Raw genomic sequence first — 19,509 nt, forward strand, 5'->3', positions numbered from 1 at the left:
GCATGTGGCCCAAGGTCCTGATGCAATTGTTTGAGCTTTTACCGCACGTCACCCGCCTTGTGCCGGTCGCGGACCGCTACTTCTCGGCCAAGGCCGCCAGCGAGAGCGCCAACGAGGCCGCCTTCGCGGCGATGGCCGATGGCGTCCGCGGCGATCTCGGCCAGGTCGCGGCCGCCCATGCGGGCCTCTACCGCAAGCTGCAGGAGCAGGGCAGCCAGATCGCCGTCCTCTCCGAAGATGTGCGTATCGCCCGGGCTTCGGCGGAGCAGAGCGAGCGGCGTGTGCAATCGCTGACGGCAAAGGTCGACTCGCTCGGTCTCTGGCTGAAGCTCAGCACCGGCCTCGTCGTCGTCCTTCTGGCGCTGGTCGTCGTTCTGTTGGTGCGCAGCCACTAAGCGTAGCCGCTTCCGGCGTAAAATAGGTTCATGGGTATCAGCCGCGAACAGGCGCTCGACTGCTTCAGAAGCGATGACTTGATTGGGATCGGCATGGAGGCCGACGCGGTGCGCCGCCGCCTGCATCCCGAGGGCGTGGTCAGCTACATCATCGACCGCAATATCAACTACACGAACTTCTGCACCGAGTACTGCACGTTTTGTGCTTTTTATCGTCCGCTGAACGGAAAGATGGCCGCCGAAGGCTACATCCTCGATTTCGAGACGATCTACGACAAGATCCGCGAGACCGAGGAGATGGGCGGCACCGGCGTGCTGATGCAGGGTGGCCTGCATCCCGACCTGAAGATCGACTGGTTCGAGCGCCTCTTTCGCGGAATCCGCGAGCGTTTCCCCAGCATCTGGCTGCACTGCCTCTCGGCGAGCGAGATCCTTGCCATCGCCGAGTACTCCGAGCTGAGCCTGCGCGACACCATCATGCGCCTGCGCGATGCCGGATTGCAGTCGATCCCCGGCGGCGGAGCGGAGATCCTCGACGACGAGGTGCGTCACCGCATCGCACGGCTGAAATGCAAGACGCAGGATTGGGTGGACGTCCACCGCACCGCCCACGAGCTTGGTATGCGCACCACCGCGACGATGATGTTTGGCGTCGGCGAGACCTTCGAGCAGCGCATGAACCACTTCGAGGTCGTGCGCCGCCTGCAGGAAGAGACCGGCGGCTTCACCGCCTTCATCCCCTGGAGCTTCCAGCCGCACAACACCGCGCTCGGCGGCCGCGGATGGGACGAGGCCACCTCGGTCGAGTACCTCAAGACGCTGGCCATCTCGCGCATGGTCCTCGACAACATCGAGAACGTGCAGGCAAGTTGGGTGACGCAGGGCCTCAAGGTGCTCCAGATGGGACTGCGCTTCGGCGGCAACGACGTCGGCTCGGTGATGCTCGAGGAAAACGTAGTCAAGGCCGCCGGAACCTCCAACTGCACCACCGAGGAGGAGCTGCGGCGGATTATCCGCGATGCGGGATTCAAACCCGTGCAGCGCGACACGCTGTACCGGACGATGTTCCTGAACTAGCTTCTAATCATTCATTTAGATAAGAGTCTCTAACCCCCTCCCGCAATCTATCTGATATTCTGATATTCAGAGGTTCTGCCATGGAGACGGTCAAAATGGGCAAGCGGGGGACGCTGGTTCTCCCGGCAAAGCTTCGCAAGCAGTTCGGGCTTGAAGATGGTTCTCTGCTGGTTACGGAAGTAAAAGAGGGCGAGATCCGGCTCCGTCCAGCCGTTGCGTATGAGGTGGAGATTTACACGCCAGAGCGCAAGGCCGAGCTTCTGCTGAACAGCGCCATGACGAAGGAAGAGTGGGACGAGATTGCCCTTGATATACGGTCGTGGGGCCTTGATCCGATGAATATTCCCGGAGTGGATCGAGACCAGCGAGAGAAGCTGCGTACAGACAAGGAATGGTCTGAACGGGTGCGTCAGGCAAAAGCCGACTCTGCAAAGGCCAGACGTAGTGTCTGAGTTCGCTCACCTTAACGCATATCTCGACGCGAATGTCTTATTTTCAGCCTCGCACTCGCCCGCGAGCCGTCTTTTGCAGCTATGGCAGTTGATGAATCTGTCACTGACTACCTCAGCGTACGCAATCGACGAGGTGAGAAAGAACATTCTCAACGGTCATCACCAACGCTTCACCGCTCTCTTGACGAAGACACAACTCGTCAGCGATGCCAATCTGCAATTTATCCCGGCTGACGTTGTGTTGGCAGAGAAAGACCGACCTATATTGGCAGCAGCAATCGCAGCGAGCGTCGATTTCCTTGTGACCGGCGACAAGAACCACTTCGGGCATCTGTACAACTCCCGAATTGCGGGCGTCGCTATTGTCGCGCCGGCAGATTTTCTGAACCAGAACGCCCACCGCCTGATTCTGTAAGCGTCACGTACAATTCGTTGAAGGGTTAGTGTTGCACTCTGGAGCTCCGTTCCTGTCCTACATCTTCCAATCGGTTTCCAATCATGCTATGGCGATGTCGCTCATGGCCCCGCACGGGCTCAGCCATTACTGGAAGACGCACTATCTCGACCAGACCTTCAAGGGGCTCTATCGCTGGAACGGCTTCGACATCTGCCTGCTGATTCCGTATTTCATCGTGATGGTGATCCTCGCCTTCTACGGAATCCACCGCTATCAGCTTGTATGGCTGTACTACAAGAACCGCAAGAACGCCGCGAAGTGGGACCAGCCTCCTGCGCGCTTCGCTGAGGGCGAGCTTCCCTTCGTCACCATCCAGCTCCCGATCTTTAACGAACAGTTCGTTATCGACCGGCTGATCGACGCCTGCTGCCGGCTTGACTATCCCCGCGACCGGTTCGAGATCCAGGTGCTCGACGACTCCACCGATGAGACGACGATGGTCGCGCAGCAGATCGTCGAACGCTACGCGCGCGGCTTCGCCGGCATGGAGCCGCAGCCGATCGTCTACATCCATCGCACCAACCGCCACGGCTTCAAGGCTGGTGCGCTCGACGCGGGGCTAAAGGTTGCCAGGGGCGAGTTCGTCGCCATCTTCGACGCCGACTTCGTCCCTCCGAGCCAGTGGGTGATGCAGGTGATACACCACTTCGCCGAGCCCGGCATCGGCATGGTGCAGACACGCTGGACGCACCTGAATCGCGACTACAGCTTCCTGACGCAGGTCGAGGCCATCCTGCTCGACGGGCACTTTGTGCTCGAGCACGGCGGACGCTCGCGCGCGGGGGTCTTTTTCAACTTCAACGGCACCGCCGGAATGTGGCGTCGCGAGACCATCGGCGACGCCGGTGGCTGGCAGCACGACACGCTCACCGAGGACACCGACCTCAGCTATCGCGCGCAGATGAACGGCTGGCACTTCAAGTATCTGCAGGATGTCGAGTGCCCCGCCGAGCTTCCCATCGAGATGACCGCCTTCAAGACGCAGCAGGCACGCTGGGCCAAGGGACTCATCCAGACGGGCAAGAAGATTCTGCCGCGCGTGATGAAGAGCGACCAGCCGTGGCACACCAAGCTCGAGGCCTGGTACCACCTGACGGCGAATATCAGCTACCCATTGATGATTATCCTCTCCGTGCTGCTGATGCCCGCGATGATTATCCGTAGCTGGCAGGGCTTGCTCCAGATGCTGCTGATCGACCTGCCTCTCTTCATGGCGAGCACCATGTCTATCTCGAGCTTTTATCTCGTAAGCCAGAAAGAACTTTTCCCAAAGAAGTGGGGCAGGACCTTCCTCTATCTCCCCTTCCTCATGGCGTTAGGCGTCGGCCTTACGATCACCAACACCAAGGCCGTGATGGAAGCGCTCTTCGGCGTGCAGTCTGCCTTCGCGCGCACGCCGAAGTATCGCGTCGCCAAGAAGGGCGAGAAGAGCCAGGCGAAGAAGTATCGCAAGCGCCTCGGCATCATTCCATGGATCGAGCTGGCCATCGGCTGTTACTTCGCAGCTACCGTCTGGTACGCGATCACGACAGAGAACTTCTTCACCGTCCCCTTCCTCGTGCTCTTCGTCTTCGGCTACTGGTACACGGGGCTGCTGAGCCTGTTGCAGGGCCGCTTTGAGCGCTTCGGCACTGCGGGGCAGGAGTTGCACGAGAAGCCGTACCCTATGGGAATCTAGTCTTCGTGGAGGGCGCGTGAAAACGGTCTTACACACGGTAGCAATCATTCTTGTCGTCGCGAGCAGCACATGCTTCGCTCTCGACTCCGTTCCCAAACCTGAGTACCGGCAACGCCGCGTGGCGCTCGCCGAAAAACTCCACGGCGGCGTCGCCATCCTCTTCGCCGCCGAAGAGCCTGTACTCGACTTCATGCCCTACCGCCAGGACGAGGATTTCTACTACCTCTCCGGCTGGAACGAACCAGGGGCTGCCATCGTTCTGATCCCTGCCGTTGAAGCAGTCGCGGAGACTCCCGGTACTGCTCTCGGCGGCCGCGCAGCGCAAGCCTATCGCGAGATTCTCTTCCTGCCCTCGCGTAATCTTCGCACTGAGAAGTACACAGGCCCAAAGATGGATGCTGCCACTCCGGGCGCACCAGCAGCAACCGGCTTTGACGAAGTGCTTCCCATGACAGAGATGCCGGAGGTTCTCAACAAATTGATCTCCGGCGACCGTGCGCGGCTACGGAATGTCTGGACGGAGAAAGGTTCTGCACAAGCAGCAGCAACACTTGGATTTCTCGGGGCTACGCTAGGCACAAGCGCAATCGAGTCCTCTGGCGACGTTGCACAGCTCCTCATCCCCATGCGAGCAATCAAATCTCCTGCCGAAATTGAGTTGCTCCGCAAAGCCTCTGACGCTTCGATTGCAGCGCAACTCGCCGGGATGCGCGCCATCAGGCCTGGCGTCCGTGAGCGCACCATTGCAGGCATCGAGGTCGCGAAGATGATGGAGGATGGTTGCGAGCGTGTAAGCTACGCGCCGATCGTCGGCTCTGGTCCCAACTCCACCATGCTGCACTACAGCGACAACTCGCGCGTCATGCAGTCCGGCGACACCGTCGTGATCGACGCCGCCGGCGAGTACAGCATGTACGCAAGCGACATCACCCGCACTATGCCGGTCAACGGGCACTTTACCCCGCGTCAGCGGGAGATTTACAACATCGTACTTGGAGCGCAGCGTGCAGCTGCGGCCGCGTTTGTCGCAGGCAAATCGAAGATCAACGACCCGCAGCGCAAGCAGGCAGACTCGCTCGACCAGGTTGCCTTCGCCTACGTCAACGCGCACGGCAAGGACCTCCACGGCCAGCCGCTCGGCCAGTACATGGTCCACGGCCTGGGCCACCTCGTCGGCATCAATGTGCATGACCCCTGGGACTACACCAAGCCGCTCGATAAAGGCATGGTCTTCACCATCGAACCGGGTATCTACATCCCCGAGGAAAATATCGGCATCCGCATCGAGGACGTCTTCTACGTCGACGGGGACGGCAAGCTCGTGGACCTGATTGCGAAGCTCCCACACGAGGCATCCGAGGTCGAAGCGGTAATGCGGCAGTAGATTTTTCTCTACGCCTGCATCTCCATCCGCTATCCTGAATCCTTATTATTCCTCGCTCACCATGCTCACAGCGGCGCTGATCGTCGTCTCGCTTGTCCTCGGATATGTCGTTACCGTGGCGCTTTCGATGGTTTCGACGTTCGCGATCGTCCACTTCAGGCGCGGCCTCGTCGTGCAGGACCGCCGTCTGCGCACGCGTTACAAGTTGCTTCAGGACCTTCTCTGGATCGTGTATTCGGCTGTTGGAGGATATCTTGCATTGTTGGCGGCAAACCATGCGCCTCTCCCGCTGACAGCCATGCTGCTCGCCGCGATCCTCATCCTCGTGCTCTGGAAGAACTCCCAGGAAACCAGGCAGGTCGGGCTGCTGTATATGCTGCTTACGAGTGCGTGCATCATCGCCGGCATCGCGGCTGCCTACATGCTAAGAATCTGGCAAACTCATTGAACGAGCTTTTGCAGGACATACCGCCATGGTTGCACCGCGTCATTAAAACCGCGCGAATGGGGCACCGTCCGGGTGAATAAAGCGCCCGGCACGCAGCCGGGCGCTTTATTGGTTCAAGAATCCAGAACCTACCAGCGGATACCAACCGTGACCGGCATGTATCCCGTACGCTTGTTGCTTTCTGGGTAAAGCCCACCCACCGAATTTTGACTTGGCTGATTGTTCACCCATACGTAGCGCGCCTCCGCATAGAGGTTCTCCGATGCGAACCGCGACAGCCGGTAGGTAAAACCGATGCCGCCGTTGAGGCCACCCGCGTTGTTCGAGTAGTGGTCGAAGACCTGGTTCTGGGTGAAGCTGTAGCAGAAGCCGTAGAAATCGCAGTAGACGCCCTGCTGGGGCAGCGTCCAGTTTGCCACCTTGCGATAGAAGCCGCCGCCGCCGATCACGTATGCGCCCATCGCATCGCCCTGATAGAAGGTGTATCGCGGATTCAACGTGAGGGACCAGACGTGCGTGCTTCCGTCGAGTCCCGTGAAGTCGACGGGCGTGCCATCCTGATTCACGAGTCCCAGAGCGTTATAACGAGCAAACTGGCGATTGATGTTGCTCAGCGAGTCGTTGAACTTGTCGTAGTTGTACTCGACCTGAACGCCAAATTTTTTGTTCAGATTGTATGAACCTGCGACCTGAAAGTGCCAGTTGACCGTAAGGTCCTTCGCCGTGGAACCAGTGGGAGCGTCGAAGCCGCCGCCGACGGCAAAGGAGTACTTCTTCGAACCGTCGGGATTGTGCATGCGGTCGCTGTAGTTTGTCCGTCCGTAGCGACGGCGGGGCGGAGGCTGCATCTCGCCGGCGCGAAAGTCGAAGTTCGTCGCGGATGCCATCTCTTCCGTTCCGGCGCTCGAACTGTAGTTGAGATCGGCGGGGCGGGAGAGGTCCAGCGGAGCCATCAGGCTCGCCTTTAGATCAACAGGCTTCACCTGAGGAGCGGCAGCAGTCTGCGCAGAGAGACCGGCAGCAGCGCTAAAAAAAGCGATCGCGGCAGTACGAACGATCAGCGTCGAGAAAGTTTGAGTTTTCAAGTGCATCCTTTTCACTCCCATTTGCTCTGATGCGGCAGCGACAACTTCTGGATGTAGTAACCCCAATTTATTGTGCTTGTTGTGTAGGACGCCGCAGATTCCGTTTTGGATGACAGACCTGGGTCGATTTGTGATGACAAACAGATGGGGCACCATGCACTCCGCAAGGTGCCCATCCTTATTCTGCGACGTCAAAGTTAGTGGATATCGAACTGCTCCGGGTGAAGGCTTGGATCGGATTTGACGAGGATCGTCTTGCCTACGATCTCCTCCATCTCCTGCAGCCATTTGGTCGACGACTTCAACTGCTTGACGACATCCGGATGCACGCGCAGCATCACATCGCCGCGATCAAGATGCTTCGCCATCTTGCGCATCTCGATGTAGATGTCGTTGCACACCGTCACCGGCGACTTCACCATGCCCGTTCCCGCGCACACGCCGCAGGTGGTCGAGAGCGTTCTCTCAAGCGACTGCTTCACGCGCTTGCGCGTAATGGCCACTAGACCAAAATCGTTAAACTGGAGGATCTTCGACGGCGCGCGGTCGCTCTTCAACTCTTCTTCGAGCGCGGCCATCACGCGGTTGCGGTTCTTGCGCTCATCCATGTCTATGAAGTCGATGATGATGATGCCGCCAAGGTCGCGCAGGCGAATCTGGCGAACGATCTCAGGGATCGCATCGAGGTTCGTCTTCACGATGGTGTCTTCGAGGCGCGCCGTCTTGCCGACGTACTTGCCGGTGTTGATGTCGATCGCGACGAGCGCTTCAGTCTGGTTGATGACGATCGAGCCACCGGACTTCAGCCACACCTTCGAGCGCAGCGCCTTGTTGATCTCGTCCGTGATGCCGAACTGCTCGAACAGCGGCGTCTCCTTGGTGTAGAGCTTCACGCGGCGGATCAGCGACGGCTGGAAGCGCTGCAGGAAGCGCAGAATGCGCTCGTAGTTTTCTTCGCTGTCGACCCAGATCGCCGAAAAGTTGTCCGTCACCTGGTCGCGCAGAATGCGCTCGACGAGGTTCAGATCGTGATAGATCAGCGCGGGCGACTTCGACGACTCCGAACGCTGCTTGATGTCGGCCCACAGATTCAACAGGAAGCGCAGGTCGGAGCGAAGCTCTTCTTCACTTGCGCCTGAAGCCGCTGTGCGAACGATGAAGCCGCCTGCGGCGTCACCCTTCTCGCTCAGCAGAATCTCCTTGAGGCGGCGTCGCTCGCCGTCGGACTCGATCTTGCGAGAGACACCCGTGTGGTTCACCGTTGGCATGAATACGAGGAACCGTCCCGGCAGGGCGATGTGCGATGTGATGCGCGCGCCCTTCTTGGCAATAGGCTCCTTGGCGATCTGCACCAGGATCTCCTGCCCCGGCTTCAGCAGCTCGCTGATCGCTGGAAGGTTCGTGGCCTGCATCGAGGTGCGGCCGCGTCCTCCACTGCGCTCGCGATCGCCGCCGCCGCCTGCATGACGCGCACGATCGCGCCCGCCACGGCGCCCATCGCGACGGCCGCGACGACGCTCCGAGTCACGCGTACGCTCCCGGGCCGGGGCTGCGCCATCGGCTACGGCAGGCTCGCCTTCCTCAGCGTATTCCGCCTCATCGTCCAAAGCCGCTTCTTCTGTATCCAGAGCGTCCTCTTCCATGACTTCGGCATTGCCGTCGTATACGGCGTGCTCTTCCTCAAAGTCTTCCTCTTCGCCTTCGTCTTCGCCGGGACGAGTGATCTCATCGATCGACATCTCACGGAGCATGGCTCCCAGATCGGCGGCGCCCTCAAGCGTCTCCTCTTCGTCGAGGTCGTCAAGCTCCTCCACGGAAGATGCCTGTAGCGTGGTCGTATCGTAGTCCTCGTCGTCGATCGCATCCTCTTCGGCTTCTTCAATCGACGCCGCGCCCTCTTCGAGCGCCTGGTGCTGTGCCTCCTGTTCCACGGGAGCAAATACCGGGGCGGTGGACTCCATCCAGCCGCTGGCGTGGATCGCTGTCACATCGTGGGCGGCTTCTGCTTCCTGCGCCTTGACGGTCTGCTCGTGAATTGCGGCAGCTTCCTCGATGGGAGCCGGAGAGACTTCAAGCTGCTCAATCTCCGCGTGAGGAAGCTCGGTGTGCTGCTCTACAACCTCCTCAATCTCTTCCACCGGAGCGCTCTGGCGAAACTCGCTCGGCGCAACTGGATCGACACGATAGGATGCCGAAGCTTCCACCGGCTCATATTCAGTCGGCTCAGCCTGTGCTTTGCTTGCAGCAGGGACAGTAGTTGTCTCGCTCTGCACCGCGGCCTCTTCGAGAGGAGCTACGTGCTCAACGGGAGCAGGCACAGCCTCCTGCTTCTCCGGTGCGCGGCGTCGCGAGAGCGATTCGCCCGGCAGCACAAAACCTCCGTCCCATCCGGATGGAATCTCGTAGCCGGGGGCGGAAGGTGCCGCAACTGTGGGCTGCGGGGCTTTGACCTCGACGGACGCAGGCTCTTCACCGCCTGCACGATACTTCGACAGCGATTCGCCCGGAAGAATAATTGGCTCGAGCTGCGACGGATCCTGGGCTGCGGCCGCATCGTCGGCTCCATAAGAAGACGTCTTCGGTTCAAACCCTCGCGGCGATCTGCGGCCGCCACGGTCGCGGTCGCGTCCGCCGCGACCACGATCATTGCGCCCACTGCGCTGCTCATTACGCTGGTCGTTACGTTGTTCGTTCTGGAAATCGGGGCGCCGTGAGCCGCGCACGAAATCCTGCTCCGAGTCGCCGTTCTCCTGCGCCGCGCCCTCCAACTCAATGCTCTCGGCAGCGATGCCGGGCTGCTCCTCCGCCCCATCAATCTCAAAGGAAGACTCGTAAGGATCCGCAGCTGCTGCATCGGACGCATCTGCCTGCGGTTCGGTGCCCTGGGCCTGCTCACGAGCCTCACCACGCTGCCCGCGCCCGCGACGACGGCCCCTGCGGCCGCGCCAGCGACGGCTTCCATCCGCACCCGGAGCGCCTTCGCCGATCGGCTGGTTCTCCTCGGAGGCCTCTCCTGCGCTGAGGCTCTCGTCCGTGGCCGCCTCGGAGGCCTCAGGCGCGGCATACTCACCGTCACCCTGCCCGCGCCTGCCGTCGCGATCGCGGCGATTGCGATTGCGGTCCCTGCCACGGTCGCGATCCCGGTCTCCACGCTCGCCCGAACGCGACGAACTCTCGCCCGCCTGGCCTTCCAGTGTCTGCGGCTCGCGGCCTCCACGGCGCTGACCGCCGCCGCGCTGCGACCCCTCGCCCTCGAAGTCGGCCGTGTCTCCGGCCTCCTCCATGAAGTCGGTGATGTAGAGGAAGGCGTCGCGCTCCAGGCCAATATCCACAAAGCTGGACTGCATGCCCGGAAGCACGCGCGTCACGCGGCCGTTGTAGATCGACCCCGCGAGGGTGTACTCGTTCTCGCGCTCGTAATAAATCTCAGCGAGCGCGTCGTTTTCAACGATGGCAAGCCGCGTCTCGTGCGGCGTGCTCGATATATAAATTTCCTTCGCCATGTTGCTCTGCTCTTTCTGCCCGCTCTTTACGGGCGGCAGACGAGGCAGAGAGCGATCACGTGTCCAGACCTTAGCGCGATGGCTAGGTGTGGCTCACCGAAGTGCGGACAGGAGTGTAGAGAGGACGAAACTCGAATTGGCGGCAGCCGGATGTCCGTTCAGATGAGATATACGCAGACCTGTCCACCCGGGCTCGCTCAACATCGGAGTGCGTGGGAGGGTAGAGATCGGATATACCAAAGGAACCTTCGAGCAACTGCCGGCATGCGGAATCGGTGACCATAACTGCCTCAATATCACTTATTTGAGGTGTGGCCGTTTGCCATCCGGATGCAATCATCTTCTCTGAATCCTGTCCGGCCAACGGATGGATATCTCTCGCCTGGCCGGCCTTTTTCTTCAAATCTTGTTGCCGCTCTCCGGGAATATTCGCCTGGGGGGAGCGGGATGCGCCGTGACGCGGGCATCTACAGCCTGTCACACGCTCTTCATAGTATTGCACTAAAGCCGCAACAGCCGCCAGTCCAAAGCAAGCGCCATCTGCTTCTGGAATCAGTTTACAAACCGTCTCATGCGGATATTCATCACAATGCCCAGCGACAGAAAGGTAAACAGGATCGACGACCCCCCGTAACTCATAAGAGGCAAAGGGATTCCCGTCACCGGCATCAGACCCACCACCATCCCGATATTGACCGCGATCTGAAAGACGATCACCGCCACAATGCCCATGATGATGTAGGCTCCCGGCAGATCGGCGGCCGTCTGGGCGTTCTGAATCAACCGCATCAGGATCAGGAAGTAGATCAGCAGCACGCCCAGCGCACCCACAAAGCCGTGCTCCTCGCAGAAGGCTGCGAAGATAAAGTCCGTGTACGGAATGGGGAGGAAGTCGCCCTGCGTCTGTGTTCCCTTGTTCGCCCCCTTGCCCCATATGCCGCCCGAGCCTACGGCGATCAGCGACTGACGAATCTGGTAGCCCTTGCCCTTGGGATCCTCGTCGGGGTCGATAAACGCCGTTAGCCGGGCTTTCTGATAAGGCTTCAGCAGCTTGCCACTCTTCCACGCACCGCCGATCAACACCGTGAAGATCAGCACCAGGATCGCCGCCTGCTTCAGCCGGATGCCTCCCAGGAACAGGCCGCACAGCAGCACCGGGAAGTAGGTGAGCGAAGTCCCCATGTCCGGCTGCATCAGCACCAGCATCATCGGAATGCAGACCAGCGCAAACGCTTTGCCAATATCGCGCCAGCTCAACTCGCGGCCGCCCAGGTTCCAGAAGTACCGCGCCACAGCGACGATCAGCACCAGCTTCACCCACTCCGACGGCTGGAAGTGAATGCCACCGCCCAGGTTGATCCAGCGGCGGGCACCCAGCACCTTCTGCCCCACCAGCTTCACCGCCAGCAGCGAAAGAATGCTGATTCCGTAGGCCCACGGCACAATGTCGAGCAGCCGATGATAGTCGATCATGGAGATGACGAACATCAGGAACAGACCCGCGGCCAGAAAGCCGATCTGCTTCTGGTCGAAGCCATGGAACTTCGTATGCAGCGTGGCCGACTTGATCTCGAGCACACTGATGACCGACAGCAGCATCACAAAGCCGAGCAGAACCCAGTCGAAGTCGCGGTAGGAGGAGAGGCGGAACATAGCCTTAGTTCGTGACCTCCGCCGTCTTTGGCTTGAGCGCGGCAGGAGCGACCTGTGCCGACGGCTGCTGCGCAGGCGCCGGGGTCGCGGGCATCGGGGCCGCTGCGATCCTGATGTTGTTGTCGCGCTTCCGCTGCTTGGTCACAAACGCATCGATGATCTGCGCGCCCAGCTTGGCCGAGTTGTTGCCCCAGTTGCCGTTCTCCCACAGGACCGCGACCACGATATCGGGGTTGCGGCGCGGAGCCATGCCCACAAACCACGCATTCGGAACGGTCTTATGCCCGCCTCCGCTGCGCGCCAGGGCATCGTGGCTCATGACCTGCGCCGTTCCCGTCTTGCCCGCGAAGTCGATGCCCTCGAGGTGAGACGAGGCCGCGGTACCCGAGATCGTCGTCTCGGCCATGGCGTCGGTGATGATCTGCCAGTTGTCGGTGGAGAGCGGAACCGTCTTCTCGCCCGATCCCGGGAAGGTCTCGTGGACCGCCTCAAGCTGGTCCGGCGGAACCTCGTCGGGGAAGACCAGGTGCGGCCGGTGCAGCACGCCGCCCGACGCTATGCCGCCGATCGCCCGTGCCAACTGAACCGGCGTTGCGGTCACAGCGCCTTGCCCGATGCCCACCGAGATCACTTCGCCGGCAAACCACTTCTCATGGAAGGTCTTCAGCTTCCACTGCGTCGAGGGCATCGTGCCCATCATCTCGTCGGGCAGGTCGATGCCGGTACGCTGCGAAAAGCCAAGTTCCGTGGCATATTTCGCGATCATGTCGATCCCCAGGTCGTTAGCCAGCGTGTAATAGAAGGTGTCGCACGACTGCGGGATCGCGCGATGGATGTCCACCGCACCGTGCCGGGCGTCGCAGGCGTAGAAGTGACCGTAGAACGTCGCCCCGCCGTTGCACATCACGTGCAGCGACTGCGCCCTCCCCTCCTGCAACCCCGCGTACGACATGATGATCTTGAAGGTCGACCCCGGAGCGAGCTGCGCCTGGATCGCCTTGTTCATCAGCGGATGGTCCGGGTTGTTGAGAATCTCGTTCCAGTAGCTCCTGGTCAACCGCACGGCGAACTGGTTGGGGTCGAAGGTCGGCCGCGAGACCAGCGCCAGGATCTCGCCCGTGTGCGGGTCCATCGCAATCACCGCGCCGGTCTTGCCCTCCATCGCCCGCTCGGCGGCCATTTGAATATCGAGGTCGATGGTCAGCTTCAGGTCTTTGCCCGGCTGCGCGAGCGTCTGGCCGAGGTGGCCGATCTCCTTGCCGTGCGAGTTCACGATCACGTCGCGGCTGCCGTCGACGCCGCGCAGCAGCGCGTCGTAGGTCGCCTCGATGCCGGACTTCCCCACTACGTCGCCCGGCTGGTAGAAGGCGTACTTCTCCTTGTTCAGGTCGTCTTCGGAGATCTCGCCAACGTAGCCGATCAGATGCGCCGCGAAGCCGTCCCTGGGATAGAGCCGCCGCTGCTCCTCGAGCGTCTCGAGCTCTGGCAGCTCGTTGCGATGGGCCTCGATGAACGCCTGCTCATCCGGCGTGATGTCCTGCTTCAGCGGGATCGGCTGGTACTTCGGGGCCGACTCATAGCGCTTGAGCGTCGCGCGTATCTGGTCGGGCGTCATGTGCAACCCCGCCGAGATCAGCGCCATGTCCGCCTCCAGGTCCTTCACCTGCTCGCGCAGAATGAAGCAGGAGACCGACGGGTAGTTGTCCACCAGCAGCCGTCCCTCGCGGTCGAACAGACGGCCGCGCGGGGCGAGCACCGGAACCTTGCGGATGCGGTTGGCCTCGGCCAGCGCGCGGAAGTTGTCCGCGCCGACCACCTCGAGCCTCCACAGACCCACTGCCAGCACCACGAGGATCGCCGCAATCACATACTGCACGGCGGTCAGCTTGGCTACCGGCAGTTTTTCCGCCTTGCCAAGCGTCAGTTCGGATTGCGGGGTCAGTTCCATGGCTGTCTCAGGGTCTATTCGTTAGACGTTCATCACTCAGGACGTTTGGTCAGGTCGAGCAGGTAGAAGATCGGGATCGCCATCACAGTATTCGCCAGCGCCCGCATCAGCTCCTGCGCCCATTGCAGGTGGACCTCCGCCTGCCCCAGCAGCCTCCGGTTGATCAGGAACAGGATGGCGCTGTTGAGGATCGAGAAAGCGAAGTTCATCAACACGCGCGTCGTCAGTGTGTCCACGTCGACCTGTACACCGATGCTGGCCGCGATGTATCCGATCACCGACTTGGCCATGCCGTTGACGCCGATGGGCCGCCCGGTGAGCGCATCCTGTACCAGGCCGATCAGCGCGCCCGTCACCGTGCCCGCCGCCGGGCTGCGGCGGGAGACCGAGAAGAAGATCGCCACAATCAGCGGAAGATCGAGATACGAAAACCTCCAGTACAGCTTCGACAGCAGCACCTGGACGATGATCGCCGCAACCGGCACAAGCAGAGTGACAGCCGGCGAAAAGCTGTGCTGTTCGATCTCCTGTCGCGATGTATAGCTGAGACTTGGCATGATTAGTTCGGGCTCGCGGCCTCGGGCCTGGGCTGATCTTCCGTGGCGGAGGGCTTGGCTGTCGAGCGCGATGCCGGCGCGGGAGCGGCTACAGCCCCCTCGGGATGCTCGGCCCCCGGGGTCAGTGACGACGCAGGCGGCGTCGTCCCGGGCGTGTAACGATCGGGATGCACCGTCGGCAATGGCCTGGGGACAACGCCCGCCGGGTTTGCCACCGTCGGTTTGCTCACGGCGGCGGCCGGAGAGTTCGGGTCCGTCACGCTCTCCGCCTCGCGGATGCTGGGCAGCCGGTCGGCGACGACCTGCGCCGCCGATTGCGCGGCGGCCTCGGCGGCGGCTTCATCCGCCGCAGCCTTGGCGGCAGCCTTCGCAGCAGCAAGTTGCTGTGCCGTCGTTGCTCCCTGGGCAAGGTCCTTCTGCGCCAGATCGGTCAGGTTTGTCTGCGTGCCGGTGATGACCAGCACCTCCTCCAGTTGAAAGAGGTTCGCCGCGGGCTTGACCTGGATCAGGGTGTAGGGCTGGTGGTCGGGGTCGGGAGCGATGGATTCAATGGTTCCCACCGGGAGACCGCGCGGGTAGATCTGATCGCCGCCCGAGGTCAGCACCTGTTCGCCCGGCTTGATGCGCTCGTCCGGCGTGAGGTTGTTGATGACGATGTGTCCCGTCGCGCTGCCATGCAGGATCGCCCGCGTCCGCGTCGACGCCAGCAGCACGCCCGCCCCGGAGGTCTGGTCGTTGATGACCAGAACCTGTGAGGTGCTGGAGAGAACCTCGCGCAGCTTTCCGACGATGCCGTCCGGGGTAATCACCGCCTGGTCGACCTTCAGGCCGTCGTTCGCGCCCTTGTCGATATACAGCACATGCGACTGGTCGGTACCGCTGGTGCCGATCACCTGCGCCGCTACGGTCGAGGCGACGTAGTGCTGCTGGAACTTCAGCATCTCCTGTAGCCGGCGACCCTGCATGGCGTCTTCGGCGAACTCGGCCTGCTCCAGACGAAGCCGCGCAACCTCATTCTGCAGATCGCGGTTCTGCTGGCGGGTATTTCTAAGGTCGATGTAGTTCGACCATCCATAGCGGACATTGTGTCCGATCGCATGGAAGAATCGCTCGAATGGCGTCACCGCCCCGACAACCCATGAGCGCAGGAGGGTGACCTGCGGGCTGTCGGGAGCCCCCGATTCCACAGGTCGACGCACCTGGATGGCAAGGCCGATCGTCTGCGCCAGCAGTACGACCACCAGCACCAGCACGTTCTTAAATCGGATGAAGAAGGATTCCATGCGCTTCTATCACTATTATCCCGCGATTCGGTGCGCCGCGCCGATTGGCGGTATTGGTGCATCTTCCGCAAAGTCGCTTCGTGACGGGTATACCCCCTTCGGGTCAGCATCCCGCTGGCCGCGAACGAATTGTCAGGGTCATGCGCTATTTGAAAATGAGGGAGGCGAAGCGAACCAATCCCTCTCGCCAGACGATATAACTGTGTGTTCCGTCGGGGATTTCGAGCGACACGCCGGCGCCTTTGTCCTGCAACCACTTTGCCATCTGCCGGTTGCTGTCGAGCAATTCATCGTCTTTGCCGCAGACCATCCAGATCGTCCGGCGATGCGGATCGTCTGCTCGAAAGCTGCTCAGCAGGGTGGTGAAGTCGAGGTTCTGGAGCGCGGAGCTTTCGCCGCCAACCCACGCGAAAAGATCGCCGCGATTCAGGCCGACGGCCAGGCTTTCAAGGCCTCCCATCGATGCACCGAGGATTGCCCGGCCCGCAGCATCGCGGCGGACGTTGTAACTGCGCTCGACCTGCGGCATCACCTCTCCGACCAACGCCCGCTCAAACAGCTTCAAATTACGCTCGACCGCCGCCGGGTCGTTCCATACGCCATAGTCTTTCGAGAAGCTCATCTCGCCATAGCCGAGAGGCATCACGACGACCATTGGAGCGGCCTTATGGCTCGCAATCAGGTTGTCGAGGATGATGTTGGCCTGCCCGTAGCCATTCCAGCTATCGGGCTGGTCGCCCCAGCAATGCAGAAGATAGAGCACAGGATAAGGCTTCGCTTTGGAGTTGTAACCGGGTGGAGTGTAGACGACGAAGCTGCTCCGATTGCCGGGAAGGCCCGTGACGATCCTGGTCGTGTAGGCATGGCTGATCGCTCTGCCCTTCGGCACGCCCTGCTCCTCCCATGGCCCGGGAGGCGTTCCGGGGACAAGCAGCAGATCGTTGGCGTAGCGGCGCTGCATGTTCTGCGGGTCGTGGGCTGTCCGTCCGCCTCCGCCGATAGCGAACCGGTAGCCGTAGATCTCGGGCGTCAATGGCGGAGTCGTCACGCTCCAGATACCGTCGCCGCCGTTGCGCATCGGCAGCTTCGCGACACGGTTCTCAAGCACAAGGTCGACCCGCGACGCGGTGCGGTCAAAGAAGCGAAAGGTTACGCTGCGATCGGGATGGACCTCCGTCGAACGAAACCCAAAGGGCTGCTGCGCCGACGCAAGCGCACAGCAGAACAGCGTCGCACACCACGCGATGCTGCGCAGCGCCTGCAAGCTACTTGTCCGTAAAGAGCAGCGGCGTGAAGTTGATCAGGTTGTCGCGCCACACCGACCACGTATGCCGCCCCGGCGTCTCGATTGGCGTTACAGGCATGTTCCGGCTCTTCAGCCATGCGATGAACTCGCGGTTCGGGGCCATCAACTGGTCATCGACGCCGCATGCGATCCACAGCAGCTTGAGGTCCGCCGTCTTTGGATTCAGCGAAGGAAACTGCTTGTCGCCATCGACGGCATGAAGCGCGGAACTGAAGCCGCCGACGTAGGCGAACATGTCGGTGTGCGAGAGCCCGGTCGTCAGCGACTCCAGACCTCCCATGGAAAGGCCGGCGATTGCGCGCCCCTCCCGTTTACGCGAGACGTTGTACGCCGCCTCCACCTGGGGCAGCACCTCGGTCAGCAGGGCCTTCTGAAACAGCAGGACGTTGTGCTCGACCGTCGATGGGTGACCCCACACGCCACGGTCGCGCACAAACGACATGTCGCCATAGCCGAGCGGCATCACCACAACCATCGGCTTGATCTTGCCCTGGGCCAGCAGGTTGTCGAGGATCATGTGCGTCTGTCCCACAGCAGTCCAGCCTGAGGCGTCGTCGCTCCAGCCGTGCAGAAGATACAGCACCGGATAGGGCTTCTTCGCCTTGGCATCGTAGTTCGGCGGCGTGTAAACGTAGTAGTCGCTCTGGTTGTTCTCGAGTCCAAGCACCGTAGCCGTGTTGTAGGTGTGATGATGCACCACGCCGTGCGGGACGTTCATCGCGTCCCACGGCTGCGGTTGATCGCCGGGCACTTCAATAAGGTTGGAGATGCCGCGCAGATTCGGCGTAAAGCGTGGATTCGCCGTGTCGAGGAGCGAGACTCCATCGACGGTGAAGTGGTAGGCGTAGATCTCGGGAGCCATTGGCTCGGTCGTCACAGACCACACGCCTGCGTCGTCTTTCGTCATCGGCGTTGGCTTGCCGACGACATCGATTCCCACGGTCACACTCGTCGCCAGCGGATCGCGATAGCGGAACGTGATCGTGCGGTCGGAGTTCACCTCCACAGAGCGAACCGGAGCAGGAGGAGGAGTTTGTGCCGCAACCCACTGGGTTGTGCCAAGTAAAGACAGGGCAATCGATAGCTGCGCGAGCGCGTTTTTCATACGCGAGCAGTTTAGCGTAGAACCTCTGCCGCCGATGGGCTGTCATCCACAAAACTGCGCTGATCGCTTTGGCAGCGCATAATAAAGACAATGGCTCTTCGCTCCGGTTTCGTCTCTATCATTGGCCGCCCCAACGCGGGTAAGTCCACGCTGCTTAACGCCCTGCTCGGCCAAAAACTTGCCATCGTCACCCACAAACCGCAGACGACGCGCACGCGCATCCACGGTGTGCTCGAGGTTCCGCCGCGCAAGAAGACGAAGACCGACCCCGGCCGCTCCGCCGCACAGGTCGTGCTGGTGGACACGCCCGGCGTGCACAAACCCACGTCGCAGCTCGACCGCCGCATGATGCAGGAGGTGCATGACGCCCTTGAATCGCGCGACCTCGTGCTCTTCATCGTCGACGCCACGCATCGGCTGGCGCGCGAGGGGGACGCCGAAAATAAATCTCCCGCCGCGGCAAAGCGCAAGCTCTCCGCTGGCGAAGACGACTTCGCGCTGTCGCTGGTGAAGAAGCTCAACTGCCCGGTCATCCTCGTGCTCAACAAAATTGACGCCGTCCCAAAGGCCGACCTTTTGCCGCTGATCGCGCACTGGAGCAGCCTGCACAGCTTCGCCGAGGTCATTCCCATCTCTGCTCGTAAAAAGCAAGGGCTTGAGCTGCTGCTCGATAAGGTTGTCGGACAGTTGAAGGAGGGCCAGCGCTACTTTCCCAAACATCAGCTCACCGATCAACCGGAGCGCTTTCTCGTCGCAGAGATTATCCGCGAGAAGATCCTTCTGCTCACCGGCGAAGAGGTACCCTACGCCACCGCCGTCGTCATCGAAAAATATGAAGAGCCTGCATCGTTGAAGAAGACTCGCGACGGCAAGCTGCCCGTGACGAAGATCGCCGCCGCGATCTACTGCGAACGCGCCGGACAGAAGGCCATCCTGATCGGCAAGAGCGGCGAGATGCTCAAGCGCATCGGCACGGCCGCGCGCAAGGAGATCGAATCTCTGCTCGGCACGCGCGTCTTTCTCGAGCTCTTCGTCAAGGTGCACGAAGACTGGCGAAGCTCACACAGCTTTGTCGAAGATCTGGACTGGCGGCGACAGCTTGAAGAGATCGCGTCCAGACAGTCGGACGAATAACCGGTTATTGGCACCCGTTTTCTTCGTCATGCTTTAATGGCTTG

16 protein-coding genes are annotated in these 19,509 nt (G+C 61.2%); 8 read left to right on the top strand and 8 right to left on the bottom strand.

The features are described 5' to 3' along the window. Positions 1-2: 2 nt before the first annotated feature. The 7 genes from JSS95_13850 (at position 3) to JSS95_13880 (ending at position 5,891) form a co-directional block, all read left to right on the top strand. Positions 3-395 carry a hypothetical protein gene (locus JSS95_13850; protein ID MBS1800894.1) on the top strand — a complete coding sequence of 131 codons (393 nt, stop codon included), beginning with the start codon at positions 3-5 and terminating at the stop codon, positions 393-395. A 30-nt stretch (positions 396-425) separates the two neighbouring features. Next, on the top strand, positions 426-1,472 hold the full coding sequence (mqnC, locus tag JSS95_13855; GenBank protein ID MBS1800895.1) for a dehypoxanthine futalosine cyclase: 1,047 nt from the start codon (positions 426-428) through the stop codon (positions 1,470-1,472). Positions 1,473-1,552: 80 nt separating this feature from the next. After that, entirely contained in the window at positions 1,553-1,924 is a 372-nt protein-coding gene (locus JSS95_13860; protein MBS1800896.1) for an AbrB/MazE/SpoVT family DNA-binding domain-containing protein, read from the top strand. Then, the gene (locus JSS95_13865) at positions 1,917-2,339 is read left to right on the top strand and encodes a PIN domain-containing protein (GenBank protein ID MBS1800897.1); all 423 of its coding nucleotides are present in this window, start codon (positions 1,917-1,919) and stop codon (positions 2,337-2,339) included. The genes JSS95_13860 and JSS95_13865 overlap by 8 nt, the downstream gene beginning before the upstream one ends. A gap of 88 nt (positions 2,340-2,427) precedes the next feature. Further along, positions 2,428-4,059 (top strand): glycosyltransferase family 2 protein, encoded by a 1,632-nt coding sequence (locus JSS95_13870; GenBank protein ID MBS1800898.1) that lies wholly within the window; start codon positions 2,428-2,430, stop codon positions 4,057-4,059. 43 nt (positions 4,060-4,102) lie between these two features. Next, positions 4,103-5,443 carry an aminopeptidase P N-terminal domain-containing protein gene (locus JSS95_13875; GenBank protein MBS1800899.1) on the top strand — a complete coding sequence of 447 codons (1,341 nt, stop codon included), beginning with the start codon at positions 4,103-4,105 and terminating at the stop codon, positions 5,441-5,443. A 61-nt stretch (positions 5,444-5,504) separates the two neighbouring features. After that, positions 5,505-5,891 carry a hypothetical protein gene (locus tag JSS95_13880; GenBank protein MBS1800900.1) on the top strand — a complete coding sequence of 129 codons (387 nt, stop codon included), beginning with the start codon at positions 5,505-5,507 and terminating at the stop codon, positions 5,889-5,891. A gap of 128 nt (positions 5,892-6,019) precedes the next feature. On the opposite strand, the gene JSS95_13885 is transcribed toward JSS95_13880, so the two are convergent. The 8 genes from JSS95_13885 to JSS95_13920 all read right to left on the bottom strand — a co-directional run bounded on the left by JSS95_13885 (position 6,020) and on the right by JSS95_13920 (position 18,331). Then, positions 6,020-6,976: an outer membrane beta-barrel protein gene (locus JSS95_13885; protein ID MBS1800901.1), complete on the bottom strand. Its 957-nt coding sequence runs from the start codon at positions 6,974-6,976 to the stop codon at positions 6,020-6,022. 197 nt (positions 6,977-7,173) lie between these two features. Next, complete coding sequence (locus tag JSS95_13890; GenBank protein MBS1800902.1) at positions 7,174-10,479, bottom strand: Rne/Rng family ribonuclease; 3,306 nt, start codon at positions 10,477-10,479, stop codon at positions 7,174-7,176. 552 nt (positions 10,480-11,031) lie between these two features. Further along, complete coding sequence (rodA, locus tag JSS95_13895) at positions 11,032-12,132, bottom strand: rod shape-determining protein RodA (protein MBS1800903.1); 1,101 nt, start codon at positions 12,130-12,132, stop codon at positions 11,032-11,034. Between the two features lie 4 nt (positions 12,133-12,136). After that, on the bottom strand, positions 12,137-14,080 hold the full coding sequence (gene mrdA, locus JSS95_13900) for a penicillin-binding protein 2 (GenBank protein ID MBS1800904.1): 1,944 nt from the start codon (positions 14,078-14,080) through the stop codon (positions 12,137-12,139). Positions 14,081-14,112: 32 nt separating this feature from the next. Further along, positions 14,113-14,637 carry a rod shape-determining protein MreD gene (gene mreD / locus JSS95_13905; GenBank protein ID MBS1800905.1) on the bottom strand — a complete coding sequence of 175 codons (525 nt, stop codon included), beginning with the start codon at positions 14,635-14,637 and terminating at the stop codon, positions 14,113-14,115. A 2-nt stretch (positions 14,638-14,639) separates the two neighbouring features. Further along, a complete protein-coding gene (gene mreC, locus JSS95_13910; protein MBS1800906.1) occupies positions 14,640-15,920 on the bottom strand; it encodes a rod shape-determining protein MreC in 1,281 nt (426 codons plus the stop codon). A 145-nt stretch (positions 15,921-16,065) separates the two neighbouring features. Next, complete coding sequence (locus JSS95_13915) at positions 16,066-17,184, bottom strand: esterase (protein MBS1800907.1); 1,119 nt, start codon at positions 17,182-17,184, stop codon at positions 16,066-16,068. A gap of 1 nt (position 17,185) precedes the next feature. Further along, on the bottom strand, positions 17,186-18,331 hold the full coding sequence (locus tag JSS95_13920) for an esterase (GenBank protein MBS1800908.1): 1,146 nt from the start codon (positions 18,329-18,331) through the stop codon (positions 17,186-17,188). Positions 18,332-18,421: 90 nt separating this feature from the next. Between JSS95_13920 and era the strand changes: the two genes are divergently transcribed. Continuing rightward, entirely contained in the window at positions 18,422-19,465 is a 1,044-nt protein-coding gene (gene era / locus JSS95_13925; protein ID MBS1800909.1) for a GTPase Era, read from the top strand. Positions 19,466-19,509: the final 44 nt, after the last annotated feature.

The organism is Acidobacteriota bacterium (assembly GCA_018268895.1).
Lineage (GTDB): Bacteria > Acidobacteriota > Terriglobia > Terriglobales > Acidobacteriaceae > Edaphobacter.

Coding starts and splice junctions, on each gene's coding strand:
- JSS95_13870 (MBS1800898.1), top strand. CDS start 2,428: ATGGCGATGTCGCTCATGGCCCCGCACGGGCTCAGCCATTACTGGAAG.
- JSS95_13920 (MBS1800908.1), bottom strand. CDS start 18,331: ATGAAAAACGCGCTCGCGCAGCTATCGATTGCCCTGTCTTTACTTGGC.
- mrdA (MBS1800904.1), bottom strand. CDS start 14,080: ATGGAACTGACCCCGCAATCCGAACTGACGCTTGGCAAGGCGGAAAAA.
- rodA (MBS1800903.1), bottom strand. CDS start 12,132: ATGTTCCGCCTCTCCTCCTACCGCGACTTCGACTGGGTTCTGCTCGGC.
- JSS95_13850 (MBS1800894.1), top strand. CDS start 3: ATGTGGCCCAAGGTCCTGATGCAATTGTTTGAGCTTTTACCGCACGTC.
- mqnC (MBS1800895.1), top strand. CDS start 426: ATGGGTATCAGCCGCGAACAGGCGCTCGACTGCTTCAGAAGCGATGAC.
- mreC (MBS1800906.1), bottom strand. CDS start 15,920: ATGGAATCCTTCTTCATCCGATTTAAGAACGTGCTGGTGCTGGTGGTC.
- JSS95_13860 (MBS1800896.1), top strand. CDS start 1,553: ATGGAGACGGTCAAAATGGGCAAGCGGGGGACGCTGGTTCTCCCGGCA.
- JSS95_13890 (MBS1800902.1), bottom strand. CDS start 10,479: ATGGCGAAGGAAATTTATATATCGAGCACGCCGCACGAGACGCGGCTT.
- mreD (MBS1800905.1), bottom strand. CDS start 14,637: ATGCCAAGTCTCAGCTATACATCGCGACAGGAGATCGAACAGCACAGC.
- JSS95_13880 (MBS1800900.1), top strand. CDS start 5,505: ATGCTCACAGCGGCGCTGATCGTCGTCTCGCTTGTCCTCGGATATGTC.
- era (MBS1800909.1), top strand. CDS start 18,422: ATGGCTCTTCGCTCCGGTTTCGTCTCTATCATTGGCCGCCCCAACGCG.